This window comes from Brevundimonas sp. Br13, from assembly GCF_055391505.1.
In genome coordinates this window covers 995654-1022586 of the sequence record NZ_AP044008.1, presented here as the reverse complement: position 1 = coordinate 1022586, position 26933 = coordinate 995654, and the positions used below count along the sequence as shown (strand labels likewise).

At 67.7% G+C, this 26933-nt stretch carries 31 protein-coding genes and 1 tRNA gene; 9 read left to right on the top strand and 23 right to left on the bottom strand.

Features of this window, described 5'->3' with window-relative positions; all coding sequences use genetic code 11:
• The first annotated feature begins 222 nt into the window (after positions 1-222).
• Both rpmB and ACZ5M6_RS05050 read left to right on the top strand, forming a co-directional pair.
• Entirely contained in the window at positions 223-519 is a 297-nt protein-coding gene (gene rpmB / locus ACZ5M6_RS05055) for a 50S ribosomal protein L28 (RefSeq protein ID WP_054764747.1), read from the top strand.
• A gap of 110 nt (positions 520-629) precedes the next feature.
• A complete protein-coding gene (locus ACZ5M6_RS05050; RefSeq protein ID WP_228185136.1) occupies positions 630-2402 on the top strand; it encodes a M1 family metallopeptidase in 1773 nt (590 codons plus the stop codon).
• Between the two features lie 14 nt (positions 2403-2416).
• Here ACZ5M6_RS05050 and ACZ5M6_RS05045 read toward each other — a convergent pair whose 3' ends face one another.
• A complete protein-coding gene (locus tag ACZ5M6_RS05045) occupies positions 2417-3193 on the bottom strand; it encodes a transglutaminase-like domain-containing protein (RefSeq protein WP_191555148.1) in 777 nt (258 codons plus the stop codon).
• Positions 3194-3428: 235 nt separating this feature from the next.
• On the opposite strand from ACZ5M6_RS05045, the gene ACZ5M6_RS05040 reads away from it, so the two are divergent.
• Positions 3429-5618, top strand: coding sequence for a histidine kinase dimerization/phosphoacceptor domain -containing protein (locus ACZ5M6_RS05040; protein WP_464159829.1), 2190 nt, complete (start codon positions 3429-3431; stop codon positions 5616-5618).
• Positions 5619-5728: 110 nt separating this feature from the next.
• On the opposite strand, the gene ACZ5M6_RS05035 is transcribed toward ACZ5M6_RS05040, so the two are convergent.
• From ACZ5M6_RS05035 to ACZ5M6_RS05025, 3 genes are all read right to left on the bottom strand, one after another.
• Entirely contained in the window at positions 5729-5932 is a 204-nt protein-coding gene (locus ACZ5M6_RS05035) for a cold-shock protein (RefSeq protein ID WP_008264090.1), read from the bottom strand.
• A 196-nt stretch (positions 5933-6128) separates the two neighbouring features.
• Complete coding sequence (locus ACZ5M6_RS05030) at positions 6129-6890, bottom strand: extensin-like domain-containing protein (protein ID WP_183217802.1); 762 nt, start codon at positions 6888-6890, stop codon at positions 6129-6131.
• 76 nt (positions 6891-6966) lie between these two features.
• The gene (locus ACZ5M6_RS05025; RefSeq protein ID WP_152949515.1) at positions 6967-7536 is read right to left on the bottom strand and encodes a chemotaxis protein CheD; all 570 of its coding nucleotides are present in this window, start codon (positions 7534-7536) and stop codon (positions 6967-6969) included.
• A gap of 230 nt (positions 7537-7766) precedes the next feature.
• Between ACZ5M6_RS05025 and ppk2 the strand changes: the two genes are divergently transcribed.
• Positions 7767-8516, top strand: a complete 750-nt coding sequence (ppk2, locus tag ACZ5M6_RS05020; protein ID WP_182714573.1) for a polyphosphate kinase 2 — start codon at positions 7767-7769, stop codon at positions 8514-8516.
• A gap of 6 nt (positions 8517-8522) precedes the next feature.
• On the opposite strand, the gene ACZ5M6_RS05015 is transcribed toward ppk2, so the two are convergent.
• The 5 genes from ACZ5M6_RS05015 to ACZ5M6_RS04995 form a co-directional block, all read right to left on the bottom strand.
• A complete protein-coding gene (locus ACZ5M6_RS05015) occupies positions 8523-9191 on the bottom strand; it encodes a DsbA family oxidoreductase (protein ID WP_464159828.1) in 669 nt (222 codons plus the stop codon).
• Positions 9192-9332: 141 nt separating this feature from the next.
• Entirely contained in the window at positions 9333-10244 is a 912-nt protein-coding gene (locus ACZ5M6_RS05010) for a DUF1206 domain-containing protein (protein WP_464159827.1), read from the bottom strand.
• A gap of 69 nt (positions 10245-10313) precedes the next feature.
• Entirely contained in the window at positions 10314-11741 is a 1428-nt protein-coding gene (locus ACZ5M6_RS05005) for a sensor histidine kinase (protein ID WP_464159826.1), read from the bottom strand.
• A 10-nt stretch (positions 11742-11751) separates the two neighbouring features.
• Positions 11752-12432 carry a response regulator transcription factor gene (locus ACZ5M6_RS05000; RefSeq protein WP_054764739.1) on the bottom strand — a complete coding sequence of 227 codons (681 nt, stop codon included), beginning with the start codon at positions 12430-12432 and terminating at the stop codon, positions 11752-11754.
• Between the two features lie 2 nt (positions 12433-12434).
• A complete protein-coding gene (locus ACZ5M6_RS04995; protein ID WP_054764738.1) occupies positions 12435-12782 on the bottom strand; it encodes a hypothetical protein in 348 nt (115 codons plus the stop codon).
• Positions 12783-13063: 281 nt separating this feature from the next.
• Between ACZ5M6_RS04995 and ACZ5M6_RS04990 the strand changes: the two genes are divergently transcribed.
• Positions 13064-13444, top strand: coding sequence for a hypothetical protein (locus tag ACZ5M6_RS04990; protein ID WP_182714562.1), 381 nt, complete (start codon positions 13064-13066; stop codon positions 13442-13444).
• Between the two features lie 67 nt (positions 13445-13511).
• On the opposite strand, the gene chrR is transcribed toward ACZ5M6_RS04990, so the two are convergent.
• Together chrR and ACZ5M6_RS04980 are read right to left on the bottom strand one after the other, a co-directional pair.
• Complete coding sequence (chrR, locus tag ACZ5M6_RS04985) at positions 13512-14150, bottom strand: cadmium/peroxide/UV radiation responsive anti-sigma factor ChrR (protein ID WP_444581294.1); 639 nt, start codon at positions 14148-14150, stop codon at positions 13512-13514.
• Complete coding sequence (locus ACZ5M6_RS04980) at positions 14147-14752, bottom strand: sigma-70 family RNA polymerase sigma factor (RefSeq protein ID WP_464159825.1); 606 nt, start codon at positions 14750-14752, stop codon at positions 14147-14149. Before ACZ5M6_RS04980 ends, chrR begins: the two co-directional genes overlap by 4 nt.
• Before the next feature lie 98 nt (positions 14753-14850).
• Here ACZ5M6_RS04980 and ACZ5M6_RS04975 point away from each other — a divergent pair, with 98 nt between their 5' ends.
• Both ACZ5M6_RS04975 and ACZ5M6_RS04970 read left to right on the top strand, forming a co-directional pair.
• Positions 14851-16233, top strand: coding sequence for an NAD(P)/FAD-dependent oxidoreductase (locus tag ACZ5M6_RS04975; RefSeq protein ID WP_464159824.1), 1383 nt, complete (start codon positions 14851-14853; stop codon positions 16231-16233).
• A complete protein-coding gene (locus tag ACZ5M6_RS04970) occupies positions 16230-17000 on the top strand; it encodes a DUF1365 domain-containing protein (protein WP_464159823.1) in 771 nt (256 codons plus the stop codon). Before ACZ5M6_RS04975 ends, ACZ5M6_RS04970 begins: the two co-directional genes overlap by 4 nt.
• 149 nt (positions 17001-17149) lie before the next feature.
• Here the strand turns inward: ACZ5M6_RS04970 and ACZ5M6_RS04965 are convergent, their stop codons facing one another.
• The 4 genes from ACZ5M6_RS04965 to ACZ5M6_RS04950 form a co-directional block, all read right to left on the bottom strand.
• Positions 17150-17902: a hypothetical protein gene (locus tag ACZ5M6_RS04965; protein ID WP_395942174.1), complete on the bottom strand. Its 753-nt coding sequence runs from the start codon at positions 17900-17902 to the stop codon at positions 17150-17152.
• A 30-nt stretch (positions 17903-17932) separates the two neighbouring features.
• A complete protein-coding gene (locus tag ACZ5M6_RS04960) occupies positions 17933-18655 on the bottom strand; it encodes a hypothetical protein (protein ID WP_054764731.1) in 723 nt (240 codons plus the stop codon).
• A gap of 67 nt (positions 18656-18722) precedes the next feature.
• Positions 18723-18872, bottom strand: coding sequence for a hypothetical protein (locus ACZ5M6_RS04955; protein WP_464159822.1), 150 nt, complete (start codon positions 18870-18872; stop codon positions 18723-18725).
• A 391-nt stretch (positions 18873-19263) separates the two neighbouring features.
• Positions 19264-19338: transfer RNA gene (locus tag ACZ5M6_RS04950), tRNA-Gly, on the bottom strand.
• 78 nt (positions 19339-19416) lie between these two features.
• Here ACZ5M6_RS04950 and ACZ5M6_RS04945 point away from each other — a divergent pair.
• The gene (locus tag ACZ5M6_RS04945; RefSeq protein WP_287105181.1) at positions 19417-19542 is read left to right on the top strand and encodes a hypothetical protein; all 126 of its coding nucleotides are present in this window, start codon (positions 19417-19419) and stop codon (positions 19540-19542) included.
• An 18-nt stretch (positions 19543-19560) separates the two neighbouring features.
• Here the strand turns inward: ACZ5M6_RS04945 and ACZ5M6_RS04940 are convergent, their stop codons facing one another.
• The 7 genes from ACZ5M6_RS04940 to ACZ5M6_RS04910 all read right to left on the bottom strand — a co-directional run bounded on the left by ACZ5M6_RS04940 (position 19561) and on the right by ACZ5M6_RS04910 (position 24083).
• On the bottom strand, positions 19561-20535 hold the full coding sequence (locus tag ACZ5M6_RS04940; RefSeq protein ID WP_464159821.1) for a TraB/GumN family protein: 975 nt from the start codon (positions 20533-20535) through the stop codon (positions 19561-19563).
• Between the two features lie 25 nt (positions 20536-20560).
• On the bottom strand, positions 20561-21145 hold the full coding sequence (locus ACZ5M6_RS04935; RefSeq protein WP_464159820.1) for a hypothetical protein: 585 nt from the start codon (positions 21143-21145) through the stop codon (positions 20561-20563).
• 2 nt (positions 21146-21147) lie between these two features.
• Positions 21148-21339, bottom strand: a complete 192-nt coding sequence (locus ACZ5M6_RS04930) for a helix-turn-helix transcriptional regulator (RefSeq protein WP_152949505.1) — start codon at positions 21337-21339, stop codon at positions 21148-21150.
• An 11-nt stretch (positions 21340-21350) separates the two neighbouring features.
• Positions 21351-21809, bottom strand: coding sequence for a hypothetical protein (locus tag ACZ5M6_RS04925; protein WP_191558729.1), 459 nt, complete (start codon positions 21807-21809; stop codon positions 21351-21353).
• Between the two features lie 83 nt (positions 21810-21892).
• On the bottom strand, positions 21893-23107 hold the full coding sequence (locus tag ACZ5M6_RS04920) for a DNA recombination protein RmuC (RefSeq protein ID WP_464159819.1): 1215 nt from the start codon (positions 23105-23107) through the stop codon (positions 21893-21895).
• Positions 23108-23151: 44 nt separating this feature from the next.
• The gene (gene recR / locus ACZ5M6_RS04915; RefSeq protein ID WP_464159818.1) at positions 23152-23754 is read right to left on the bottom strand and encodes a recombination mediator RecR; all 603 of its coding nucleotides are present in this window, start codon (positions 23752-23754) and stop codon (positions 23152-23154) included.
• The gene (locus ACZ5M6_RS04910) at positions 23754-24083 is read right to left on the bottom strand and encodes a YbaB/EbfC family nucleoid-associated protein (RefSeq protein ID WP_191555027.1); all 330 of its coding nucleotides are present in this window, start codon (positions 24081-24083) and stop codon (positions 23754-23756) included. The genes recR and ACZ5M6_RS04910 overlap by 1 nt, the downstream gene beginning before the upstream one ends.
• Before the next feature lie 150 nt (positions 24084-24233).
• Here ACZ5M6_RS04910 and ACZ5M6_RS04905 point away from each other — a divergent pair, with 150 nt between their 5' ends.
• Complete coding sequence (locus tag ACZ5M6_RS04905) at positions 24234-24848, top strand: malonic semialdehyde reductase (protein ID WP_054764723.1); 615 nt, start codon at positions 24234-24236, stop codon at positions 24846-24848.
• 75 nt (positions 24849-24923) lie between these two features.
• On the opposite strand, the gene ftsH is transcribed toward ACZ5M6_RS04905, so the two are convergent.
• A complete protein-coding gene (gene ftsH, locus ACZ5M6_RS04900; protein WP_054764722.1) occupies positions 24924-26888 on the bottom strand; it encodes an ATP-dependent zinc metalloprotease FtsH in 1965 nt (654 codons plus the stop codon).
• Between the last annotated feature and the right edge of the window lie 45 nt (positions 26889-26933).

Genomic DNA, 26933 nt, shown 5'->3' with positions numbered 1-26933 from the left:
TTTGAATGACGGCTGAACGAGGCTGTTCCCCGCCGTCCAGCCGCAGGGCTGGATTTCGGCCGCCGCCGGCGCGCCGGGCCTCAGCGTTCAAGACTCGGCTTGACGCCCGACCGCCTCTTCCCTTATACGGCCCCCTCTCGCGCGGGCTGGTTCCCGCGCGCAACTGTTTCATGCGTCCGCTCCCACGCTTCGGGCCGGACGCCGCACCTTAAGGATCTGACGATGTCGCGTCGTTGCGAACTCACCGGTATCGGCCCGATGGTCGGCCACAGCGTGAGCCACTCGAACATCAAGACCAAGCGCCGCTTCCTGCCGTCGCTGAAGACGGTCAAGGTCACCTCGGACGCCCTGGGTCAGACCTTCTCGCTGCGTATCTCCAACGCCGCTCTGCGCACCCTGGACTACAAGGGCGGCCTGGACGCCTTCATCGTCAAGGCCCGCGACGAGCAGCTGTCGATCGCCGCCCAGCGCATCAAGCGCCAGGTCCGCGCCAAGCTGGCCGAACAGGCCGCCGCCTAAGTCGGGCGACGCATCATGATCTGGAAAGGGCCGGCGGCGACGCCGGCCTTTTTCTTTGCGCGCCTTCCAAGCCCGGATTAAGCCTGACGGGCAACTGGAGGGGAATCCGCATGACTGTCGCCCGCACCCTGGCCGCCTCGGCCGCCGCCCTTGGTCTTTCGGTTTCGGGCCTGTCAGCTTTGACCGTCGCGCCGTCCATCGCCCAGGCGCAGGAGACGCAGGCGGCGACGCCGGTGCGCGAATCGACCCCCTACACCCTGGCGACCGACCAGCCCCTGACCGTCGAACAGCAGGCGATGCGGTTCGACACGGCCGATCTGTCGATCAAGGTCATCCCCCAGGACAAGGCCATCGACGCCGTCGCCGTTCTGGGCTTCACCGCCAAGGCGCCGCTGGAGCGGCTGGTGGTCGATCTGGATACGCTGCTGCCCATCTCTTCGGTCCAGATCGACGGGGTCGAACTGGCCGCCGACCGCTGGTCCAACCCCGAGGGGCGGCTGACGGTCGAACTGCCCCAGACCCTGGCGGCGGGCGGGTCGGTCGTCCTGCGGGTCGCCTATGCCGGACAGCCGCGCGTCGCCCCGCGCGCGCCCTGGGACGGCGGCTTCGTCTGGTCCACCGCCCCCTCGGGCGAGCCCTGGATCGCCACGGCCGTCCAGGGCGAGGGCTGCGACATCTTCTGGCCCTGTATCGACAGCCCGCACGGCGAGCCCGGCCGGGTCGATCTGCACATCACCGTCCCGTCCGACCTGTCGGCTCCGTCCAACGGCCGCTTCCTGGGCAAGGTCGATCACGGCGACGGCTGGACCACCTGGAACTGGTCGGCCAAGAGCCCCAACACCTACGCCATCGCCCTGAACGTCGGCCCCTATGAGGAGGTCAGCGGCCAGTATCAGAGCCGGTTCGGCAATACGATCCCGCTGCACTACTGGCATCTGAAGTCGGACGCGCCCGAGAAGGTCCAGGCCCTGTTCGCCGAATTCCCCCAGATGCTGGACTTCTTCGAAGCCAACGTCGGCCCCTTCCCCTTCGGCGACGAGAAGATGGGCGTGGTCGAGACCCCGCACCTGGGCATGGAGCACCAGACCATCAACGCCTACGGCAACGGCTACAAGATCGACGGCCGGGGCTATGACTGGCTGCTGCAGCACGAATTCGCCCACGAATGGTTCGGCAACCAGCTGACCAACGCCAACGCCGACGACATGTGGCTGCACGAAGGACTGGGCAGCTATATGCAGCCGCTGTACGCCCGCTGGCTGCTGGGCGACCGCTACATGCAGCGCGAACTGGCCAATCAGCGCGAGGGGCTGGTCAATAAATACCCCGTGGTGTCCGGCACGCCCAAGACTGAGGACGAGGTCTATAAGGGCGACGTGGGTCCCGGCGGCGACATCTATTCCAAGGGTTCGCTGATCGCCCATTCGCTGCGGATGCTGATCGGCGACGACGCCTTCCATCGGTCCCTGACGCGGCTGGTCTATGGGACCGACGATCCTCGCCCCGGCGCCTTTACGCCCCTGTACCGTTCGACCCAGGACTATCTGCAGATCGTCAATGCGGTGACGGGCGAAGACTATGGCTGGTTCTTCCGCGGCTATCTGTACAACGCCGCCCTGCCGGTCCTGACCCAGACCCGGCGTGACGGCCGGCTGAGCCTGCAATGGACCACCGGCGACGGCGGCGTCTTCCCCATGCCGGTCGAGGTCGAGATCGACGGCCGCGTTCGGACCGTGGCCATGACGGGCGGCCGGGGCGAGATCGCGGTCCCGGCCGGCGCCCATGTCCTGATCGACCCGCAGAACAAGGTGCTGCGCCAGATGGACGTCATCGACCGGCTTCAGGCCTATAAGGCCGAGCAGAGGGCGGCGGCCAAGCCCTAGAGGCTGATGGCCTCCTAAGCCGCCTCCACCGTCACTGACTGGCGCACCATCCGGCAGCGTTCCTGGGTGGTCAGAAAGGCGATGTCGGCGGCGTCGCGGCCGCAGGCGATCCGCACCAGCCCCTCGACCGGGGCCAGGCCCGTCGGATCGACCAGCCACCAGCCCCCGTCCAGCCAGACCTCGAAGATCGCGTGGAAATCGGGCGGGGTCAGCTGATGGGCGAAGGCGCTGACGGCGCGGGCCGGAATGCCCGAGGCCCGGCAAAAGGTCATGCCCAGATGGGTGAAGTCGCGGCACACGCCCGCCCGATCAATGAAGGTGCGGGCCGCCGTCGTCTCGGTGTCCGAGACCCCGTGTTCATAGTCGATGTTCTCGGCGATCCAGTTCAGAATGGCCAGAACCCGGGCCCCGCCCGCCGTCTCGCCGAACTGGCGCGTTACGAAGCGCCCGAACTGGTCGGAGGGGCAATAGCGGCTGGGCTGGAGATAGGGCAGAACCTCGGCCGGCAGATCGCCCCAGTCATGCTGCGACACGCTGGGCGGCAGCCCCTTAAGCACCCCATTGTCCACGACCGCCTCATAGACCAGGGCGACCTCGCCTTGGACGTGGCAACGCAGGGTCCGGGCGCCGAAATCGACATCCTCGTCTTCCTGGAACTGGACCGGCGGATCGAAGGTCAGTCGCTCCTCCAGAATCTCCTGGCCGGGCCAGTGGGCGACCTGAATCTTGTAGATGGCGTCCGTGGGCGGATCAAAGCTGTAAACGAGCTCGGCGCGAACGCGCAATTTCATGGGGTCTGACCGGTGGAAGGGAATGGGGCTAACGCCATGCGACTGGGGCCGTTCCATGTCCAGCCCCTCCAGACTGTACGCCGCCGTACACGGAAGGCTTAAATAGACAAGCCTCGCCAATGTGTTACGGTGCGACCCATATGGATCTCTCCCTATCTGACCTGCCGTCTGCCTCGCAGGTCGGACTTGCGACCTTCCGCTGGGGGCGAAACCGCCGCAACGGGAAGACGAAATCATGACGGACTACGACGTCCGCGCCCAGGTCGCCCTGAACGACTGCGACCGGGAGCCGATCCACATCCCCCAGGCGATCCAGGGCCACGGCCTGCTGCTTGTGCTGAATCCAGACGCCCTGACTCTGGAACAGGGAGCCGGGGCGATCGAGGATCTGACCGGCCAGACCCGCTGGATCGGCCTGCCGATCGCCGATCTTCTGGGCGAGGTGGTGGGGCGTCGTCTGCGCGACATGGCGGCCATCCGCGAGGCGGGCTTCGCCGGCCGCTGGCGCGCGGCCAACCGGCTGGAATACGACGTCGTCGTCTATTATGCGCCCGCCGGAAAGGCGGCCGCGACGGAGACCGCCCCCGCCCTGCGGATGGTGGTCGAGGTCGAGCAGAGCTCGCAACAGGCCCGGCTGGGCGTCGAACTGATCACCCGGCTCGATACCGCGGGCGCGGCCCTGGAACGCAGCGCCACGGTTCAGGGCGTTTGCGAGCGGGCCGCCGACGCCTTCCGAAGCCTGACCGGCTTTGAGCGGGTCATGATCTATCGCTTCCTGGACGACGAGGCGGGCCAGGTGGTGGCTGAATCGCGCGCGGGCGAGGCGACCTCCTTCCTGAACCACCATTTCCCGGCGACCGACATTCCCCGCCAGGCGCGGGCCCTTTATCTGCGCAATCCGGTGCGGGTCATTCCCGACACCCGCTATACGCCCCAGCCGCTGCGACCGCTGCATCCGGGCGAGCCCCCCTTGGACATGAGCGACAGCGGCCTGCGGTCCGTGTCGCCGATCCATATCCAGTATCTGCACAATATGGGGGTGCGGGCCTCGGCCTCGGTCTCCATCATCGTCGATGATGTTCTGTGGGGTCTCGTGGCCTGCCACAGCAGCACGCCGCTGCTGCTGTCCTATGAACTGCGCGTGGCCTGCACCACCCTGGCCCGCACCCTGGCGCGCCAGCTGAAGACCAAGGCGGACGCCGAACTGTATCGCGAGCGGGTTCGGCTGCGTCGGCTGGAGGACGAGCTGATCATCGGCCTGTCGCGCGACCGCGACCTGGCCTCGGGCCTGGCCGACCAGGCCGGCGCCCTGAAGGATCTGGTCGGCGCGGACGGCGTGGCGATCGTCCAGGGCGACCGGATCGAGGCGTTCGGCCATGTCCCGCCGCCGGAGGCCCAGCGTCAGATCGCGGACTGGCTGGAGGCCCAGCCGGGGCTTCGTCCGGTCGCCACCAACGCCCTGTCCACCCTCCTGCCCCAGGCCGAGGCCTGGCGGACCCACGCCAGCGGCCTTCTGGCCGTGCGACTGCCGGGCCCGCAGCCGCTCAGCCTGCTGTGGTTCCGCGCCGAGATCCTGGAGACGGTGCGCTGGGCCGGCGATCCGTCGACCGCCGTCAAATCGACGGACGGGGGCGGCGCCCTGACGCCGCGCGCCTCCTTCGCCGAATGGCGCGAGACCGTGTCGGGCCGCGCCCGTCGCTGGGGCGCCGCCGCCGTCGAATCCGCCGCCCGCCTGCGCGACGCCCTATCGGACTTCACCTCCGTCACCCAGCTTCGCAGCCTGAACCAGTCGCTTCAGGCCCGCCTGTCCGAGCGCGATCTGCGACTGGAGCAGCAGCAGTTCCTGATGCGCGAGGTCAATCACCGGGTCCAGAACAGCCTGACCCTGGTGTCCAGCTTTCTGGGGCTTCAGGCGCGCGACCTGGGCGACAGCCCGGCCGGGGTCGCCTTGCAGGAGGCGCGCCGCCGCGTGCGGGCCGTCTCGAGCGTCCACACCCGCCTCTATCGCGGGGATCATGACGCCGCCATCGACCTGTCGCGCTACATCGGCGAACTGGTCGAGGATCTGGGCTCCAGCATGGGGCCGGAATGGGTGTCGGCGATCGAGACCGATCTGGCGCCGGTCTGCGTCGGGGCCGACCGGGCGGTGACCATCGGCCTGATCCTGACGGAACTGATCATCAACGCCCAGAAATACGCCTACGACGGCCGACCCGGTCCGCTGCGCATCGGTCTGACCGAGGCGGACGAGAGCCTGCGCCTGGTGGTGGCCGACGACGGCAGGGGCGGCCACAAGGCGGGCAAGGGGTTCGGCTCAATGATGATCGGCAGTTTGGTGGCCCAGTTGGGCGGTCAGATCGACTATCGCGATCAGAAGCCGGGGCTGGAGGTCGCCCTGCGCACGCGCATCGAGGCGCCGGCCTGAAGCCAAGCCCTGCGGCGGACGCCGCGTCAAACAAGCTTCGCGGCGAAGGCCGCAGTCAACAGGAAAAACGGGCGCGGAGATCATCTCCGCGCCCGTTTCCATTCTTCGACTTAAAGCAGCTTCAGGTCGATGGCCGAGGTCTTGCCGCGCTGATTTTCCAGCTCGTATTCGACCTTGGCGTTTTCATCGAGGCCCTGAAGGCCGGCCTTCTGAACGGCGGTGACGTGAACGAACACGTCAGAGCCGCCGCTGTCGGGCTGGATGAAACCATAGCCCTTGGTGGGGTTGAACCACTTGACCGTACCGGTCGCCATGTCTGCGTCTCCGTAAACGCGCTTTTCCAGGCGGATCTCCCTCGGGAGGACCCGACAATCCATCTGGACAGCTCGTTCAGGCGAAGGAGCGAGACGCGGGTGTGGACCCCACGCAAAATCCGGACTGCGCCTCTGTTGTCACCCGGCTTTTCCAGACGGTCAACAGCAAAGCGGCGGGCCTTTTCGCCTATCGCGCTTAACGGCAGACGCCCCGGTCGGCGGCGTCGAGGTGCAGATGGTTCTCGTGGGCGGCGTTATAGTCGGGCGTCAGGACCGTGGCGAACAGGCCGCAGGCGCCGTCACGCAGGGCGTGCAGGAAGCGAGACCCCGCCGGTCCCGCCCGCCCCTCGCCGCGCCAGTCGTCCAGCACGGTCACAGTGCGCCCGTCCGCCAGGGTCACGCCCGCGACGTCCAGGGCGTTGGCGCGGGCGTGTTCGCTGGGCCGTTCGCTGACGTCCTGAGAGCCGTAGATGCGTCGGCAGGAATAGGTCCCATAGTTTTCGACCCGAGCCGGGACCGAGCCCAGCATCTCGCGGGCGGCGGGCTGCAAGACCTGACGGTCCCAGATGACGTAACGCACCGCCAGCGGGCACTGCATCACCACATCAGCCGGGGCCAGGGGCGTCGCCGCGCCGCCGGTGATCCGCACCGCGCCGCGCACGACGCAGAAGCCGCCGTCGTCGCGATCGGCGGCGCGCTCGACCTCGACCCCCGCCTCGCGCAGCACCTGCATACAGGCCTCGGTCGCGCCCTGCACCTCTTCAGGCGCGGCGGTGGGGGAAAGGTCGAAGTCCGCCACCTTGGCCGCCGTCGCCCGCCCGACCGGCTGGTTCAAGTCCAGCGGTTTCCAGGGCAGATCCTGCGGCGGCGCATAGGCGTTCAGCAGGGCGAAGGCGGCGCAGGCCAACAGCCCGACCTCCCACATCAGATTCCAGAAATCGGCGAAGTCGCGCTTCATGAGGCCCCAGCATGGACCGCCAACGGCCCCGCTGGCAAACGCCGCGCAGGGCTGCACGTTCAACGCCGAGGGAGTCTCAGGCGGCGGCCGGCGTCAGGTTCAGCGGTTTCACAAGCGGCAGGATAATGCGCCGCACCTTGGTCTCTTTGACGCGCGTCAGGGGCTTGTGCGTCACATGGCCGCTGGCGGGCCAGAACACGATCCGGCATCCCGCCGGGCCGCTCTGTTCACCCACGCCGACGGGCACGCCCAGTTCTTCCAGAAAGCCGCAGGCGAAGGCGAGATTGTCCTGACCGATGGAGTTGACGAAATTGCCGGGGCTGGCGCCGCCGAACACCTGGGCCTCCAGCCGGTTCAGCTTCGCCCCGGCCTGCAACAGCCCCTCGATCAAAAGCGGCATCAGATGGTCGCCGTAGCGGGCCGGATCGCCGCTGGCGCCGCGGTTGCGGCGGGCCAGCACGAAATGGTTCATCCCGCCCACGCCGGCGACCGGATCATGGATGCAGGCGGCCACGCACGAGCCCAGGACCGTGGTCAGGGCCAGATCCGACTCGTCCGACACCCCGTATTCGCCCTGTCCCAGGGAGAACCGACGCCCCTTCCCGAGGGGGTCCCTGTTCACCACTGAGAAATTGCCGATCAACATCTGCGAACCCGTTTGACTGATCCGCCGACCATGAGCGCTCTGGGTGTATAAACAGTATAGGATAGGTCGGTATTGCTCCTTATTTTCAAGTTAAATTGCTGGAATTGCATAGACAATTGGCCGCCTACCATGTAGCCGACGGTTGTCTTCCTAAGTATACAGCCGTAATCGGCGACACCCTCATTAAAGCTCCGCTTGTCCCGACGCGCCGGACCCTTCACCATGCCCCGATGGGAAAAAAGACCGACGCCTATGACGCCGAACTGGAACGGCTCCAGCTCGCCGTTGTGAAGACCCAGGCCTGGACGATCGAACACGGGCTGCGCGTGGTGATCGTGCTGGAGGGGCGCGACACGGCGGGCAAGGACGGCGCCATCAAACGGCTGACCGAACATATGTCGCCGCGCCAGACCCGTGTGGTCGCCCTGCCCAAGCCCAGCGATCGCGAAACCACCCAGTGGTATTTCCAGCGCTATGTCCCGCACCTGCCGGCGGCGGGCGAGACCGTCATCTTCAACCGCTCCTGGTACAATCGCGCCGGGGTGGAGCCGGTCATGGGCTATTGCACCCCGGAACAATACGCCCAGTTCCTGACCGACGCCCCCCGGTTCGAGCGGATGCTGACCGAGGACGGGATCATTCTGATCAAGATCTGGCTGGACATTTCGCGCAAGGAGCAGGCTCAGCGGCTGAAGGAGCGCCGGGTCGATCCGCTGAAACAGTTCAAACTGTCGTCCCTGGACGCCGAGGCCGAGGCCCGGTTCGACGCCTATTCCGCCGCCCGCGACCGGATGCTGGACGAGACCGACCGCGCCTACGCCCCCTGGACCGTCATCGCCACCGACGACAAGAAGACCGCCCGGCTGAACCTGATCCGGCACATATTGAAGGTGCTGGACCATTGCGGCGAGGAGATCGCCGCACCGGACGACGAAGTGGTCTTGACCGCCGCCGAAGCCAAGGGCCGGCTGGCGCGCTAAAAGAGGTCAGGCTTCGCCGGCGATCTGGCGCAGGGCCTGTTCGAACACCTCGGCGGGCTGGCCGCCGCTGATCATATATTTGTTCTCGACGACCACGGCCGGGACCGAGTTGATCCCCCGCGCGCGCCACAGATCCTCCTCGGCGCGCACCGCCTGGGCGTAGCGGCCCGAGGCCAGGACCTCGCCCGCCTCGGCCCGGTCGAGCCCTGCGGCCTCGGCGGCGGCCGTCAGAACCCCGGCGTCGGTCAGGTTGCGGTTTTCGGTGAAATGGGCGGTGAACAGGGCCTGTTTCAGCGCCTTCTGCTTTTCAGGCTCGGTCTCGTGGGCCCAGTACAGCAGGCGGTGGGCGTCGAAGGTGTTCCAGATCCGGCTCTCATCGGTCATCCGCATATCGAAGCCGACCTCTCCCGCCCGCTCGCGGATCATGGCGCGGTTGGCGGCCGACTGTTCCGGGCTCGCCCCGTATTTGCGGCCGATGTGTTCGACGATGTTCTCGCCCTCCGGCGCCATCTGCGGATTCAGCTCGAACGGATGGAAGGTGATGTCGGCCTGAACGCCTTCGTCCTTCAGCCGGTCCAGCGCCGCCTCCAGGCCGCCCAGCCCCACCACGCACCAGGGGCAGACCACGTCGGAGACGAAGTCGATCTTCAGGGTCTTGGAAGCGGTTTGGGACATGGCGCGCCTTCTGAAACAGCCTTGGTTTCGGATCATATGGGAGGGCCGCTGCCCTGGCGCCAGTGAGCAGGAGGTGAGCAGGGCGGGTCTGCCGCCGCAGACCCCGCGCACCGCTTGTTCACCCGCACCCGCGCGCTTCACTCACCCCAGTTTCAGATCGCGCGGCGGACGGATCCGTCGCCAGCGGGCCTCGACGAAGGCGAAGGCGCCGAAGGCCATCAGACCCGCAGCCGTCAGGCCCAGGATCCATGAGCCGCCGGGCTGGCTTTCCAGCGTCTCCAGGGCGGCCGCCGTATTGGTGACCTCGCCCGATCGGGTGTGCAGACCGGCCAGAACGACGAAGACCCCCAGCGGCAGATAGGCGAAGCCCCGCGCCCCATAGCCGATCCGCGCCAGGATCGAGGCCGGACGGCGCAGGCCGTCAGGACAGGCCAGGGCGGCGTCGAAGTCGTCGCGGAAGGCCCGCACGATGTTGCCGATCCCGACCCCCAGCACCACCAGCCCCGCCGACATAAGCAGCAGGTCGCCGAACGGCAGGTCCAGGACCATGGCCGCCTTCTCCTGGTTTTCGGCGATGCTTTCGGCCTGGTCCGCCGCCTGGCTGGTCGCGCCGCCCGCCTCGTCCAGATATTCGAACACCCCCGCCGCCAGCAGGCCGTAGAACAGGCCGCTGGCCGCCTGGCCCGCCCGCGTCGCCCAGCCCTTCAGATCGCGCCCCGCATGGTCCGCATCGAAGACGGCCTGCAGGACGCGCCAGCCGACGAAGGCCCACAATCCCAGGCCGAGGGCCACCAGCCAGACCCGACCGAACGGCTGTTCCGCCAGCCAGCCCGCCGCCCCGCCCGTGCCGACCGCGTCGCCGATCCGGTCCAGGGCCGCCAGCAGGGTCAGGGCGCCGGCCGACAGATAGACGAAGCCCCGCGCCCCATAGCCGACCCGCGCCGCCTGCTCGACCAGGACATGAAGCGGCGGCGTTCGGCGCGCGACGGGAATCCGGTCGCGCACGGTTCGGCCCAGGGCGGCGGCGGCGTGACGAAGGCGGGCGACAGCCATGCGGGCTCCTGAAGAGGCGGAGCCGTTCAACGTGCCCGGCCGCCTATGGCTCCCGCCTCGCCCGCCGCCTCAGGCTCCGTGGGCGGCGGGAAGCTCCAGCACCGCCTTCAGCCCGCCCATGTCGCTGTCGCCGAGCGTCAGCCGCCCGCCGTAGGCGCGGGTCAGATCCTCCACGATCGACAGACCCAGGCCCGAACCGGGCGCGCTTTCGTCCAGCCGGGCGCCGCGCTTCATCACCGCCTCGCGCTGATCGGCCGGCAGGCCGGCGCCGTCGTCCTCGACGACGACGATCATCTGGCCCAGGCCGTTGCCCCCGGCCGAGACCCGCACCCGCCGCCGCGAGAACTTGGCCGCATTCTCGATCAGATTGCCCAGAATCTCCTGCAGATCCTGGCGTTCGCCCAGAAAGGCCAGGTCGTCGGGCGCGCGCCAGTCGATCTCGACCCCCTTGTCGCGGAACACCTGTTCGATCATCACCGCCAGCTCGTCCAGCACCTCGGGCACGGGCGTGGTCTCGCCCAGGCCGTGGGCGGCGCGGGCGGCGGCGCGGGCGCGGCGCAGGTGGTGATCGACCTGGCCCTGCATGATCTGGGTCTGGCGACGCACCAGTTCCGGCAGGGCCCCTTGCGCGGTACCGGCCTCGGCCAGCATGACGGAGATGGGCGTCTTCAGCGCGTGTGCCAGGTTGCCGACATGGGTGCGCTGACGGTCCACGACCTCCTGATTGTGGTCCAGCAGATTGTTGACCTGTTCGGCCAGGGGCTGGATCTCCAGCGGATAGGCGCGCTCGATCCGGGCCGCCTGGCCTTTTCGGACCGCCGCGATCTCATTCCGCAGATCATAAAGGGGCCGCAGGCCCACCTGGACCTGGATGAAGACCGCCGAGGCCAGGCCGAAGCCCAGCAGCAACAGGGCGACCCAGGTCACGGTGGCGAACTGGCGCGCATCCGCCTCGACATTGGAGCGGTCGATCCCGACGAAGAAGACCACCGGCGCGGTCCGCCCCGGCAGGGACTTCATGCTGGCGGCGATCCGCAGCGGCTCACCCGCCGGACCGACGGCGTTATAGGTGATGGTCTGGCCATAGGCGTCGTCCAGCCGCGCCGGCAGGTCCGGCGGCGCGACCAGGTCTTCGCCATACAGGGAGTCCGACCGGGTCAGGATGCGCAAGCCCCCCGCCAGGGTCGGCTCGGCCGTCATCCAGTATTTGCCGGAAAAGACCCGCAAGGTCGGGGCGTCCATGATCTGGGGCGTCATCACCGTTCCGCTGGCGGTGACGGTCCGCACCACCAGTTCGTCGGTCGTCTCGGCCAGGACGTTGCCCAGGCGGCGCAGGGCCGATTCCTTGAACTGATTGGTCAGGACCAGGCCCGTGGCGACCAGGGCCAGCAGGATCCAGCCCGAGGCCAGCCAGATCAGCCGCCGCGTCAGCGACCGCCCGGGCCGGCCGAACCATCGGCCCCAGCCGGCGCGCCTCGTCCCCCCGTCTCGGTTCATCGACTCAGGGTCACGCCGCCTCGGACTCGCCGGCCAGGGGCGCCAGCCGATAGCCCAGGCCCCGCACCGTCTCGATCCGGTCCGAGCCGATCTTCTTGCGCAGTCGGCCGATGAAGACCTCGATGGTGTTGGAATCCCGGTCGAAGTCCTGGTCGTAGAGATGTTCGACCAGTTCGGTGCGGCTGATCACCCGGCCCTGATGCATCATCATATAGTGCAGCAGCCGGTACTCCAGCGAGGTCAGGCGCAGCGGCTCGCCGTTGACGTTGGCGCGGGCCGCGCGCGGGTCCAGCCGCAGGCCGCCGCACGACAGGGTGGCCGAGGCGATGCCGGCCGAGCGGCGCAGCAGGGCCCGCAGCCGCGCCAGCAGCTCTTCGGTATGGAAGGGTTTGGTCAGATAGTCGTCGGCCCCGGCGTCGAAGCCCGAGACCTTGTCCGACCAGGCGCCGCGCGCCGTCAGGATCAGGACCGGCGTGGCCTTGCCTTCGCGCCGCCAGCGCTCCAGCACCGACACCCCGTCGATCTTGGGCAGGCCCAGGTCCAGAACGATGACGTCATAGGGTTCGGTGTCGCCCAGGAACCAGGCCTCCTCGCCGTCGGCGGCGTGATCCACCGCATAGCCGGCGTCGGCCAGGGCGCCCTTCAGCTGCCGCGACAGATCGGCGTCGTCTTCGACCAGCAGGACACGCATCTTCAGTCTTCTCCCATCACGCGGCCCGAACGGGCGTCGACGCGAATATCCGCCACCCGGCCGCCAGGATATTCCCAGCGCACCACCACTGTGTCGCCGCGCGGGCTGACGCCCAGCATCCGGCCCTCGCGACCGGCGCCGACCCGGCGCACCACGGCCCCCAGGTCGGCGCGGGGCGCGTCCATGGCCCGGCTGTCGCGCGGGGGCGGACCCCGACGGTCCTGGGCGGCCTCGCGATCCTGATCCCGCGACGCCTCGCGCGACTGGGCCGAGACCTGGGTCGCGGGAACCAGGGTCGCAGGGACCAGGGCCAGGACGGCGGCGATGAGGAGGGCGCGGGTGCGGGTCATGGGGCGGTTCTAGGCGGACGGCTCTGAACAGCCGCTGAACAAGGGTGTCGGAAAGGGGCCAGACTGATGAAAATCCCCGTCAACCGCCCTTACACCAAAGACGGCCCGCGCCAAAGACGGCGGAGTGCGCCCCGTTCGCTCGTTTGACGGGGGCGAACAACGGGGGCGAACAGATGAACGGCGCCTGAAACGCGCCGTTCAGATCGGGCTCAGGCGGGGCGTGGTCTCTTGGCTTCATCGGCGCTCCCCCTCGGAGCGTCCCCAACGCAAGGATTGATCCGATGCTGAACAAGAAAGCCCTCATCCCCGCCCTGGTCCTGGCCGCCGCGGCCTCGGCCGCCCTGCCCGCCGCCGCCCAATCCTACGGCCCTCATGGTCGTCCGCATCACGCCCAGCCCGCCGGCTACGGCTACGGCCCCTCGGTCAACGTCCGCATCGACCAACTCGACCGCCGCATCGACCAGGGCCTGCGCACCGGCCAGCTGAGCCGCCGCGAAGCCGGCCGTCTGCGCGCCGAACTCAACAGCGTCCAGCGTCTGGAAGCCGGCTATCGCCGGGGCGGCCTCAGCGGTTGGGAGCGCGCCGATCTGGACCGCCGCCTGGATCGCCTGGCGGCCCAGGTCCGCTATGAGCGCCGCGACTGGGACAATCGTCGCGGCTGATCGCCCTCTCCCGGCCTGAAAACCAAGACGCCCGGTCCCTGCGGACCGGGCGTCTTTCCTTGTGCGCCTACAGTTTGATGAAGGGCTGCATCAGCTTGCCCAGCCAGCCGTCCAGCTGGATCTGGCCGTCCAGGGCCACCACGCACAGGCAGGGGTCGGGCGAGACCACGCGCGGCTGGTGCAGCACCTCGCCGTCCGCCTCTTCGAAATCGCCCGGCTCGAACACCGCCGTCTCGGTGGCGTAGGCGCCGTGGATGACGCAGGTCAGCTCGATCCCGCCGTGGGTGTGTTTGGGCGTCTCTCGCCCCGGCCCGATCTCCAGCAGGATGACGCGGCAGTCGCCGTCGCGCGGCGCATGGACGTCGCGGGCGCGCATGCCCGGTCCCAGCCAGCGCCATGGCCCCAGGGCGTAGCGGCGCAACGGCTCGGGCAGGCCGGCCATGTCGTTCAGCGGGGTGGAGGCCAGAACCTCTCCGGCGTCGGTCTCGGCCCGCGCCATCACCCGCGCCAGGGCGTCCTCGGCCAGGGCCTGAGGCTCCAGCTCGTCCAGCAGACGGCCGCCTACGGCCTGAAGCGTCCTGACCCAGGCGTCGTTCTGGGGCCGCATCGCCAGATGGGCGGCGACCACCACCGCCTCGGGCGGGCTCAGGGTCCCGGCCGCATAGGCCAACAGCCGCTCTTCGGAGGGATTGTGCACGCCGGTCACGCCGTCCCTCCCTGTTCGTCGTCCAGCAGGGTTCTCAGCTTGATCATGGCCTTGCGAATACGCGACTTCACCGTGCCCAGGGGCAGTTCCAGCCGCCGGGCGATTTCGGAATGGGGGTTGTCCTGAAAGAAGGCCAGCCGCAGCACCTCGATCTGATCGGGCGACAGCCGCGCCATGGCGGCCTTCAGCCGGGCGGCGTTCTCGGCGGCCAGAACGACCGTGTCGGGCTGTTCCGGCTCGTCCTGAACCAGGTCGATCTCGGGCAGGGGCAGACGCCGCGCGTCCTGACGCAGCACGTCCAGCCGCCGGTTGCGGGCGATGGTGAAGATCCAGGTCGCGGCATGGGCCTTGGTGCGGTCGAACAGCTCGGCCTTGCGCCAGACGGTCAGCATGGCGTCCTGGGCGAAGTCCTCGGCCGCGCCGGCCGTCGCCCCCGCCTTCATCAGATAGGCCTTCAGCCGCGGGGCGAAATGGTCGAACAGGCGCGCAAAGGCGTCCCGATCGCGTCGCATCGCCACCGCCTCGATCAGGCGGTCGAAATCCTCGCCCGCCGGGGTCACGGGCGTCCGAATCGGCCGAAGGATGGAAATCTGCTCATGCATCGACCCTAATACGGTTCAGGTCGAAGTCTGGATCATTTCGTGATCCGCCGCAGAGCGGGCGGCGTATCGTCGCAAACATCCGCCCTTCTGGAAACCCAATGCCCCCTTCAGCCGCCGTACAGACTGGTCCCCGCCTGCGGATCGCCGTCGTGGGCTCCGGCGTCTCGGCCCTGTCCTGCGCCTGGCTGCTGTCGGGCCGTCACGACGTGACCCTTTATGAGCGCGAGGATCGGCTGGGCGGCCATTCCAATACGGTCGACGTCCGTTCGGCGGAGGGCGAGACGGCGGTGGACACCGGCTTCATCGTCTTCAACGACGCCACCTATCCGAACCTGATCGCCCTGTTCGCCCATCTGGGGCTGAAGACCCAGGCCACCGACATGTCCTTCGCCGTCTCCCTGGATCAGGGCCGGTTCGAATATGCGGCGCCGGGCCTGTTCGCCCAGCGCCGGAACATGCTGCGCCCGCGCTTCTGGTCGATGCTGAGCGAGATTCTGCGCTTCTATCGCTCGGCCCCGGAAGGGCTGGCGGCCCTGGCCGACAGCGACGTGACCCTGGGCGACTATCTGAAGCGCGAGGGCTTCAGCGAGGCCTTCCGCGACGATCACCTCCTGCCCATGGCCGCCGCCATCTGGTCGTCGCCGGCCCATACGCTGCTGGACTATCCGGCTGAGTCTTTCCTGAGGTTCTGCGGCAATCACGGCCTGCTGAAACTGGTCGGCCGGCCGCTGTGGCGCACCGTGGTCGGGGGCAGCCGGGTCTATGTCCAGGAACTGGCGCGCCAGATTTCGGCCAATCAGATCGCGGCCGGCCCGGCCGCCGCCGGCCGCGGCGGCGAGGGGTCGCGTCTGGGCCGGGCCGTGACCCAGGTCCGACGGATCGAGGGCGGGGTTCTGGTTCAGGACGCGACCGGCGCGACCGAACGGTTCGACCATGTCGTCATCGGCGCCCACGCCGACCAGGCCCTGGCCATGCTGGCCCAGCCCACGGCCCGCGAACGCGAGCTGCTGGGCGCCTTCCGCTACAGCCGCAACCTGACCATATTGCACACCGACCCCGGCCTGATGCCGCGTCGGCGCCGGGCCTGGGCCTCGTGGAACTATATCGGGGCCGACGACGGCCTTTGCGTCACCTATTGGATGAACCGGCTTCAGGGCCTGCCGGGCCAGGACCTGTTCGTCACCTTGAACCCGCCCCGCCCGCCTGCGGCCGGGACGCTGCTGCGCAGCGAACTGTACGAACATCCGATCTTCGATCCGGCGGCCGTCCGGGCGCAAAAAGACCTGTGGAGCCTGCAAGGTCACGGCGGCGTCTGGTTCTGCGGGGCCCATTTCGGCGCCGGCTTCCATGAGGACGGGCTTCAGTCGGGCCTCGCCGTCGCCGAACAGCTGGGCGGGGTGCGCCGCCCCTGGACGGTCGAGAACGAGAGCGGTCGCATCCATCTGACCTCTGGCGCCGCCTCCCTGGCGCGCGTCGCGTGACGGGGGCCTCGGCCCTCTATGTCGGCGGGGTCTTGCACACCCGTCTGAGGCCCCGGCGGCATCGGCTGAAATACCGCGTCTTCTGGCTGATGCTGGACCTGGACGAGATCGACGTCCTGCACCGCCGGCTCAAGACCTTTTCGCGCGGCCGGTTCAACCTGATGGGCTTTTACGACCGCGACCACGGCGACGGCTCGGGCGCCCCGCTTCGCGCCCAGATCGTCGCCCGCCTGGCCGAGGCGGGGATCGACGTCGGTTCCGGCGCGATCCGCCTCCTGACCATGCCGCGCGTTCTGGGTTTCGTCTTCAACCCCATCAGCCTCTACTACTGCCACCGGGCCGACGGGCGGCTGGCGGCCATGGTCTATGAGGTCACCAGCACCTTCGGTGAGCGCCGGTCCTATGTCCTGCCGGTCCCTGCGGCCGAGGTCGACGACGACCGGTTCCGCCAGCAGACCGACAAACGCCTCTATGTCTCGCCCTTCATGGGGATGGAGATGGACTATGTCTTCCGGGGCCGCCCGCCCGGCGAGACCCTGAGCCTGGCGATCGACGGCCGCGACGCCCAGGGCCTGTTGATCGCCACCGCCATGACCGGCCGCCGTCGCCCCCTGACCGACCGCGCCCTGGTCGCCGCCGCCCTGTCCATGCCGCTGCTGACGCTGAAGGTCGTCGCCGCCATCCATTGGGAGGCGCTGAAACTGTGGCTGAAACGCACCCCCCTGACCCGCAAGCCGGCGCCCGAGCCGGGGGTTCTGGTGCTTTAGAGCCTGATCCGTTGAGGAGGAACCGCTTCGCGGTTCCGCTGAAACGGATCAGGCTCCAGATTTAAAGCGAGAGCATGATTCACGCTTCTGTCGGAACCGCGAAGCGGTTCCGTCCGAAACGATCATGCTCTAGCGCGGTCGGTCGATGATCAGACGCGCTTTGACGCCACCGTTCCCGGCTCATAGGGGGCGGGCTGGGCGTTGGGCTTGACGTCGCCGACGACGGTCCTGGCCTTGTCCGACAGGTCCAGTTTCGAACTGGGCGTCTCGCCGAACAGTTGCAGCACCAGGGCGGTCCAGGACGGCGCGGAGGTATCGGCCATCATCCACAGCTTCTCCGCCTCGGCGAACTTGGGGTCCGCCTTGACCGCCGGGTCCGTCTTGGCCTTCGCCATGAAGTCCCGGACCTTAGAAACGGCGGCCACATTTTTCTTCCAGCTGTCAATATCGCTGTACTTTCTCGCCCCTCCGCCGTCCGCCGCATTGATGTTAAGATCAAATATCAGTCTCTGGTCTTCTTCTGAGTAGGTGCTGATGACGGAAACCATCGCCTCACCAAGACGACCATCCTGGTTGAGGGCCGTCACCTCCTCACCGTACCTATTGTCCAACTCGCTTACCCGCTTTCCAAACGGACTCTCGTATATTGTGTTCAGCGTCGACAAGAGCGATTGATTATTGTTGGCGGCATCTGAAAACGCTCCCGTGATGATCATATTTCGCATCGCGGCATAGGCGTTTTTCTTGCCCTCCACGTTCGTCTTGCCGTCGCCGTCGGCGATGATCGCCGCCAAACCGCGCAGCTTCTCCAGGTTCTCCGCCAGCTTCGGCGTCATCGGAGGCGCCGCCGTTGAGGAGGCGCCGGCGGCGGGGGTCGAGGCGGTATTGAGGGCGTCTGTCATTAGGGCGGTACTTGATGTCGGAGGAAGGGATCAGACGCGCTTTGACGCCACTGCGCCGGGCTCATAGGGGGCGGGCTGGGCGTTGGGCTTGACGTCGCCGACGACGGTCCTGGCCTTGTCCGACAGGTCCAGTTTCGAACTGGGCGTCTCGCCGAACAGTTGCAGCACCAGGGCGGTCCAGGACGGCGCCGAGGTGTCGGCCATCATCCACAGCTTCTCCACCTCGGCGTACTTGGGATCGGCCTTGACCGCCGGGTCCGTCTTGGCCTTCGCCATGAAGTCCTGAACCTTGGACAGGGCCTCCATATTCTTCTTCCAGCTGTCGAGGTCGGCGTACTGCCGAGAGCCGTCTCCGTATGTGGGACTTAAAATGAAATCGAATATGATCTGCTGGTCTTCTGATGAGTATGAATTAACGAATTTCACCTCGTCCGCAGGACTGAGGTCTAAGTTCATCATTTCCGTTCTTATAGAATCTATTTTCTTTCTGAACTCGCTGTTGCTGATCTGAAGATATATCGGCGTCGTCTCCGTACCTGACCCCTTGAACTTTCCGTCGAGAAACATCCGGCGCTCCTCCAGAGCCGCCGCATGCTTGGCCTGTGTGGTGACGTTCCCGCTCTCATCCGTAATGATCGCGGCGAGGGTCCGCAGCCGCTCCATGTTCTGCGCGAGATTTGGCGCGGCGTCGGATTTGGGCGCGGCGGCCGAGGCCGCAGCCGAAGGCGGTTTGGGATTGAGGGCGTCGGTCATGGCGGGCTTCCCTGAAGGAGAAAGAGATCGCAGATTGCGATCTCTTCCCTTTTAAGACGTAAACCGATCAGAGACCGGAGACCTTGGCGTCGGCGTAGTATCGGCCGGTCGACGCATTGGTCGATGTGGGCTCGAAGGTGCAGACCGCCGTGGTGTTCTCGCCATAGGGGGTGGCGGTGAAGCGGAACGACCAGACGCCCTTGGACGACAGGGTCATCGTGGTGGTGAAGGTGTTGCATCGAGGGCCCGCTTTCCCTGGCCCTGGGCCGAGGCGGCCCCCGCGACGGCAAGGCCAGCGATCAAGGCGACGACAGAAACAAGCAAACGACGCATGTGATGACATCCCCATTGCAGACGGATCAGCTCCGTCGGCCAAGTAAAGACACAACCTGGGGGATTCTAAAAGCTCAGATGTCGATGCAAAAACCCTTAGCCGGCACAACCTACGGGCGCTTCAACTTAAAAAATTCTGAGTTGCGGTGCTAAATACTTTTCGGCCTGGGGGACGCCGCCCGCAGCAGGGCGTGCCGGGCGCCTCACGACCGGCGGACGGCGCGTCGTGCAGAGGCGTCGGGGTCCAGGGGCGCATCGGAGGATGGGCGGGAAGCTGGAGCGGGCGATGGGAATCGAACCCACGACATTCAGCTTGGGAAGCTGACGTTCTACCTCTGAACTACGCCCGCGCGCCTGTTTCCATAGACGGGGCGGTGGCGGGGCTCAAGGGCTTGGGGCAGTATGGGCGCGCAGGGGAGCGCCAGAGCATGAACCAGGGTGACGGACAGGGGCCGCAGGGCCTGGCCTTCGGCTGTCTGGCGGCCGTCCTGATGGCCGCAGCGGCGGCGGCGGCGCTGTGGGTGGTCTTCGTCTGGGACGTCAACCAGGCCTGAACGCCGCCGCCTGCCGCCCTATTCGACCGTTTCGACCGCCACGCCGCGCGATTGCAGGATGGACTGGACGCTGTCGTCGCCGGTCAGATGGGCCGCGCCCACGGCGATGAAGGCGGTGCCGGAGCCTTGCAGCAGGGTCTGGATCTGGTCGGCCCAGTCGGTGTTCCGGTCGACCAGCAGCACCTTGTACAGTTCCGGCGCATCGGTCTTCATTTCTTCGACCACGATCCGGTCCAGGCCCTCCACGTCGCCCTTGGCCCAGGCCTCGACCATGGAGTCGAGCATCTCCACCGCCTGGTCGAAGTCCTTCAGGGTTTCGCGCAGGAACTCCAGCTGGACGTCATCCGGCAGGGTGGCCAGCATGCCGACCTGTTTCTCCAGGGTCTCGAAGCCGTGCAGGCTCTTGCCGGCGGCCTGGGCGCGGGCCTTCAGGGCCAGTTCGACGCCCGACTGAGGATCATAGCCCGCCTTGACCAGAGGCGCGACCGAGAGGGACAGGGCGGCCAGCCAGGGTTTCAGCGGATCCAGCTGAGCGGCCGAAGCGCCGATGGTCTTGGCGGCGACGTCCAACTGGGCCACTTCTTCCGGCGTCAGACGGCTGGACAGGGGCGTCTGGGGCGACAGGCCGTACTGCTGGATCAGGGGCATCATGGCCGCCTGGTCTTCCGGATTGGTGATCTCGAACCAGATGTCCGAGGCGCTGTCGAAGGCGGCGTTGACGCGGGGGCTGGCCCAGCCGGTGGTCGGGCGCAGCACATGGACCGAGCCGAACAGATACAGGGTCGAGTCCGCGTCCTTGATCACCCACAGGGCCGGGCCCTGCCCCTGGATGGCGGGCGCGGCGGCCGGGGCGGCGGGCGCCGGGGCGGCCTGGGCCAGAACCTGGGTCGGGGCGCCGGCGATGGCGAAGACCAGGGCCAGTCCGGCGGCGACGCCGACGGCGCCCTGGGCCAGGTTGGAGACGGAGGATTTCAGGCGTTTGGCGAGAGTCATGGGTGTTTCCTTCGGTTGAGAGTTTTCAGTGGAGGCCGCGCCGCATCGAGGCGACGGTGGAGGCCAGGAGGTAGATCGTCATCAACACGCCCATCATGCCCCAGGCGGAGACCCCTCCGGTCAGGCCCAGGCGCTCGGCCGCCGCATAGAGGAACAAGGCCATCTGCGAGGCCCAGAAGGCCAGGGCGCTGGTCTCCACCATCACCCGCCGCAGCATTTCGTCGGCGCGGCGCCACAGCATCAGATTGGCGACCGACTGGATGATGCTGAGCAGGACCAGTCCGATGAAGACCACGTCGGGCGAGGCCAGGTTCGGCCCCCAGATCGGCGCGATCATCAGCACGCCTGCGATCAGCATGACCAGGGCCTGGAGCGGACCGCAGGCCGGGGGCAGCGTGCTGGATCGCAGGACCGCCATCGCCGCCATGATCACCCCGGTCGTCAGCAGCAGGGCGGCGATGACCAGGGCCAGGGCGTCGTCCCAGCGCAGGTCTTCGACCTCCATTCGGCCCCCGACCAGATAGCCGACGCCCGCCCCGGCCAGGCCGAGGAACAACAGGCCGCCGATACGCCCCGGCCAGGACATTTTCGGATCTTCAACGCTCGACATGGTCAGTCCTCCGAGAAGATGGATTCGATGGGTTGTTCGAAGATGCGGGCGATCTTGAAGGCCAGCGGCAAGGACGGGTCATAGCGACCGGTCTCCAGCGCATTGACCGTCTGACGCGACACGCCCAGCAGTTCGGCCAGATGGGCCTGGGACCAGTCGCGCTCGGCCCGCAGCACCTTGAGGCGGTTGTTCATGGTTCAGCTCCTCACCGCCGCGCCAGCCACCACCAGCCCCAGACGACGCCATAGCCGATCAGCATCAGGGTCATCAGACCCACGGCGCCGGTGGCGGCATAGGCGGCAGGGTCGGTGCGCCCGTCAAACCAGGCAGGAAGGGTCAGCCGAGCCGCCGGCGGCGTGGAGGCCAGGATGATGAAGACCCCGCCCACCGCCAGACCGCCCGATCCGCCGTAGAACCAGGAGGCCTTGTGGGCCTCGCGCGCCGCCTCGTCGATACGGGCCATCCAGGCGACGCCCAGCCACAGGGACAGGGCCATCATCAGCACAGCCATGACGGCGGAGATGATCAGGAGGGCGGCGTCCTCGGCGATCAGCCCCTTGTCCGAGGCCAGAACCGCAATGACGCCGCCGACGACGACCAGCACCACAATGGCGAGAACGCCGGCGAGCGAGAGGGCGATGATTTTCCAGAGGCCCTTGGCCATGACAATGCTCCTTGTCGTTATGACAAGGATGCTTGTCTCACCGTGCGTCGATTATGTCAAGCGACCTTGTCAAAGAGACAAGGTCAGTTGTCTGACGGCCCCGTCAGCTCCGGCCGAGTGATCAGGCGCGGCTGGGTTTCGACCTGGGCCAGGGCGGGGATTTCCTTGCCCTCGTGGTCGACCTGCAGATCCTCGAACCGGCGGGCGGAGACCATGACCTGGCTCTCCAGCGAACCGACGAACTGGTTGTATTTACCCACCGCCTGATCCAGCGCCCGACCGACCGCCGAGGCGTGGCCGCCCATGACCGACAGCCGCTTGTAGAGTTCGCGGCCCAGGGCCGCGACCTTGTCGGCGTTGGCCGCCTGTTCCTCGGCGCGCCAGCCGTAAGCCACGGCCTTGCACAGGGCGAACAGGGTAGAGGGGGTGGCGATGACGACCCGCGATTCCATCGCGTCCGACAGCAGGTTCGGCGCATGGTCGAGCGCGGTGGAAAGGAAGCTGTCGCCCGGCACGAATAGGACGACGAAATCCGGGCTGGGCTTGAACTGGTCCTGATAGGCCTTGGACGACAGCTGGCGCACATGGGTCTTCAGGCTGGCGGCGATGCGCAGGCCGACCGACCGGGCGCGCGCCTCCTCGTCCCCCTCCTCCTCGTCGAAGGCCAGGGGCACCTTGGCGTCGATGACGAACAGGCCGCCGCCGGGCAGACGCACCAGGAAGTCTGGCCGGTTCTGGCGCCCCTCGTCGTCGGCGCTGGAGGTCTGTTCGGTGAAGTCGAACCGGCCGGCCATGCCTGCGGCCTCCAGCACATTGCGGCAGGTCTGTTCGCCCCAGCGGCCGCGCCGCCCGGTGTTGCCGCGCAGGGCCTCGGTCAGTTTGCGCGCCTCGTCCCGCGTGGCCGACGAGGCGGCCATCAGCTGGGTCAGCTGCTCCTTCAGGCCGCCGGTCTCCTCGGCCCGGGCCTTTTCCAGCGCCGCCACATGTTCCTGAAACTTCGTCAGGGTATCGGCCACCGGCTTCAGCTGGGCCGCCATCCGCTCGCGCGCAAGCTGATCTTGGGCGCGGAAGGTCTCGGTAGCGCGGCTGACCATCTGGTCGGCCACCGCCTGGGCCGACTGGGCCGCCTGGGCCTTCAGCAGCTCGCCCATGGTGACGCGGCTCTCCTCGACCAGGTCGATCCGCGCCTGGGCCGCCGCCAGATCCCCCCGCGCCCTCTGCCACCCCATAAAGGCCCACAGAAAACCGCCCCCGAAGGCAAGAGCGACGACGGCGAGGATCAGCACGAACATGTTCATGCTCCGTTCCTAGCCGGAGTCGGCGGCTCGGGGAAGACGCGAGCCTAGGCCGGCCGCCGCGCCCGCAGCGCTTGAACAATGGTGCCGTCGTCCAGCCAGTCCAGTTCGCCGCCCACCGGCACGCCGCGCGCCAGGGAGGTGACCTGGACGTCCGGGCCGGCGATCCGCTCGGCGACATAATGGGCGGTCGTCTGGCCGTCGACCGTGGCCGGCAGGGCCAGGACGACCTCGCGCACGCTCCCGCCCTTCACACGCCCGACCAGTTCGGCGATGCGCAGATGTTCGGGGCCGACGCCGTCCAGAGCGGACAACAGCCCCCCCAGCACATGATATTTGCCGCGGAAGGCGCCGGACCGCTCCATGGCCCACAGGGCGCCGGCCTCCTCGACCACGCAGATCAGGCCGTTGTCGCGGGCCCCGTCCGAACAGACGGCGCAGGGGTCGCGCGTATCGGGCGCGCCGCAGACCGAACAGGACACCACCTTGTCGGCCGTCTCGGCCAGGGACGCCGCCAGCGGCACGAGCAGCTGCTCGCGCCGCTTCAGCAGGGCCAGGGCCGCGCGCCGGGCCGAGCGAGGCCCCAGGCCCGGAAGCTTGGCGAGAAGGGAGATGAGCCGCTCGATCTCCGGCCCGGCGGAGGCGGCCATCAGAACAGTTTCGGCATTCCGGGAATATTCAACCCGGCCATGGGGCCGGCGGCCTCACGCATCAGGGCGGCGTTCACCTCGTCCAGCTTGCGCTTGGCGTCGGCATGGGCGGCCACGATCAGATCGGCCAGGATCTCGCCCTCGCCGGGGGTAAGCAGGCTGTCGTCGATCTTGATCGCCGTGATCTCGCCCGCGCCCTTCAGGGCCACGCTCACCAGGCCGCCGCCGGAGGAGCCCTCGGCGGTGGTTTCGGCCATCTTGGCCTGGGCGTCCTGCAGCTTTTGCTGCATCGCCTGGGCCTGCTGCATCAGTTGGGTCAGGTCTTTCATCCTGCCTAGATAGGACAAAGCCGCGTCTTGCGACAGGGGGGCGGCGCACGGTTGGAAACGATGGATTGCCGGATTTGCACTTGCGACAGTTGCGGAATGGGCTAAATTAGCACCAGACTTTGTTGCTTTTGCAGATCAGGACGCCCTCCCATGGCCTATGACGCTCTCTCCCCCCGCGACCTCCCTCTGTCGGACGCCGCCCTGGCGCAACTCTTCACCGAGGCGCGCACCCGCAACGCCTGGAGCGACCGGCCGGTCGCGCCCGAGCTGCTGAAGAAACTATACGACCTGACCAAGTTCGGCCCTACGGCCGTCAACGCCGGCCCGGCCCGCTTCGTCTTCGTCACCTCGCCCGAGGCCAAGGCCCGGCTGATCCCGCTGATGAGCGAGGGCAATCGCGCCAAGACCCAGCAGGCGCCGGTCAATCTGATCCTGGCTCAGGACCTCGACTTCCACGACCATCTGCCGACCCTATTTCCCCATGCGCCGGGCGCGCGCGACTGGTTCGCCGACGAGGCCGGACGGCGCGAGACCGCCTTCCGCAACGCCTCGCTCCAGGGCGGCTATCTGACCATCGCCGCCCGCGCCCTGGGTCTGGACGTCGGCCCCATGTCGGGCTTCGACGCCGCGGGGGTGAAGGCCGAATTCTTCCCCGACAGCCATGTCGAACCCAACTACATTCTGAACCTGGGTTACGGCACGGACGAGAACCTGTTCCCCCGCTCGCCGCGCCTGAGCTTCGACCAGGCGGCGCAGATTCTCTGAACCCTGTCCGACGTCAAAAAAAGGGGCGGCCTTCGCAGGCCGCCCCTTCGTCTTTGTCGGCGTCGCGGCCGCGCCTCAATGCACCGTCGGCACACTCGTCACGGCGGGCTTTTCGACCGGGATTTCGATCTCGGTCCCATCGGAAACCGGCGTCACCGGCACCGAGACCGAAGGCCCGGCGTTGGGGAAGTTGTTCTCGTCGCGGTTCGGCGCGACCCCCTTCTCCAGCAGGTCCTTGATCTCCTCGCCCGACAGGGTCTCGTACTCCAGCAGGGCCTGGGACAGTTTCTCGTGATGCTCGGCCTTTTCGGTCAGTATCTTGCGCGCCTCGTCCCAGCCCGAGGCGACCAGACGGCGGACCTCCTCGTCGATGGTGCGGGCCGTCTCCTCGGACACGTTTTGGCTGCGCGCGACCGAATGGCCCAGGAAGACCTCCTCCTGGTTCTCGCCATAGGCCACGGTGCCGAGCTTTTCGGAAAAGCCCCAGCGCGTGACCATCGCCCTTGCAAGCTTGGTCGCCTGTTCGATGTCGGACGAGGCGCCGGAGGTGATGTTCTCCTTGCCGAAGATCAGCTCTTCCGCCACCCGACCGCCGGCCATGATGGCGATCCGGTCGATCATCTGCTGGTACTTCATCGAATAGCGGTCGCCTTCCGGCAGCTGCATCACCATGCCCAGGGCCCGGCCGCGCGGCACGATGGTGGCCTTGTGCACGGGGTCGGCCATCTTGACGTTCATGGCGACGATGGCGTGCCCGGCTTCGTGATAGGCGGTCAGGCGCTTTTCTTCCTCGTTCATCGCCATGGAGCGACGTTCCGAGCCCATCAGCACCTTGTCCTTGGCGTCTTCGAAGTCGCGGTGCGTGACCATGCGACGGTCCTTGCGGGCCGCCATCAGGGCCGCCTCATTGACCAGGTTCGCCAGATCGGCGCCCGAGAAGCCGGGCGTGCCGCGCGCGATGGTCTTGACGTTGACGTCGGCGGCCAGGGGCACGTCCTTCATATGCACGCGCAGAATACGCTCGCGCCCCGAGACGTCGGGGTTGGGCACCACCACCTGACGGTCGAAACGGCCGGGACGCAGCAGGGCCGGGTCCAACACGTCGGGACGGTTGGTGGCGGCGATCAGGATGATGTTCTCGGAGGCTTCAAAGCCGTCCATCTCGACCAGCAGCTGGTTCAGCGTCTGTTCGCGCTCGTCATTGCCGCCGCCCAGGCCGGCGCCGCGATGGCGACCGACGGCGTCGATCTCGTCGATGAAGATGATGCAGGGGGCGTTCTTCTTGGCCTGTTCGAACATGTCGCGAACCCGCGACGCGCCGACGCCGACGAACATCTCGACGAAGTCGGAGCCCGAGATGGAGAAGAAGGGCACGCCCGCCTCGCCCGCGACCGCACGGGCCAGAAGCGTCTTGCCGGTGCCGGGAGGGCCGACCAGCAGGGCGCCCTTGGGAATCTTGCCGCCCAGGCGCTGGAACTTGCCCGGATCCTTCAGGAATTCGACCACCTCGGTCAGTTCTTCCTTGGCCTCGTCCACGCCGGCGACGTCGTCAAAGGTCTTGCGCCCCTTGTGCTCGGTCAGCAGCTTGGCCTTGGACTTGCCGAAGCCCATGGCGCCGCGCGCCCCGCCCTGCATCTGGCGCATGAAGAAGATCCACACCCCGACCAGCAGGGCGATGGGCAGGATGCCCATCAACAGGCTCATCCAGATCGACTGGCGCGTGGTCTTGGCGTCGACGTTGACGCCGTTGGCCAGCATGGAGTTGACCAGTTGCTCGTTCGGATAGGGGGTGGTGGCGGAGAAGCGGCCGTCGTTCTTATAGACGCCGGTCACCTGGTCGCCGCGCACGGTGGCTTCCTTGATGTCGCCGGCCTCGACCCGCTGCACCAGCTGGGAATAGGTGATGGTCTCGGGCCGGCCGGCGCCGGGGCCGCCCTGGGCCGCCATGCCGGTCATGGCGCCGCCCTGCGACACCGCCGCATAGACCGCCAGCAGGGCCAGGATGATGACGCCCGTGATCGCCAGATTACGCAGGTTCATTGAGGTCCTCGGTCGTCCGCCGGCGCCCTCTGGCCCGACGGCTGG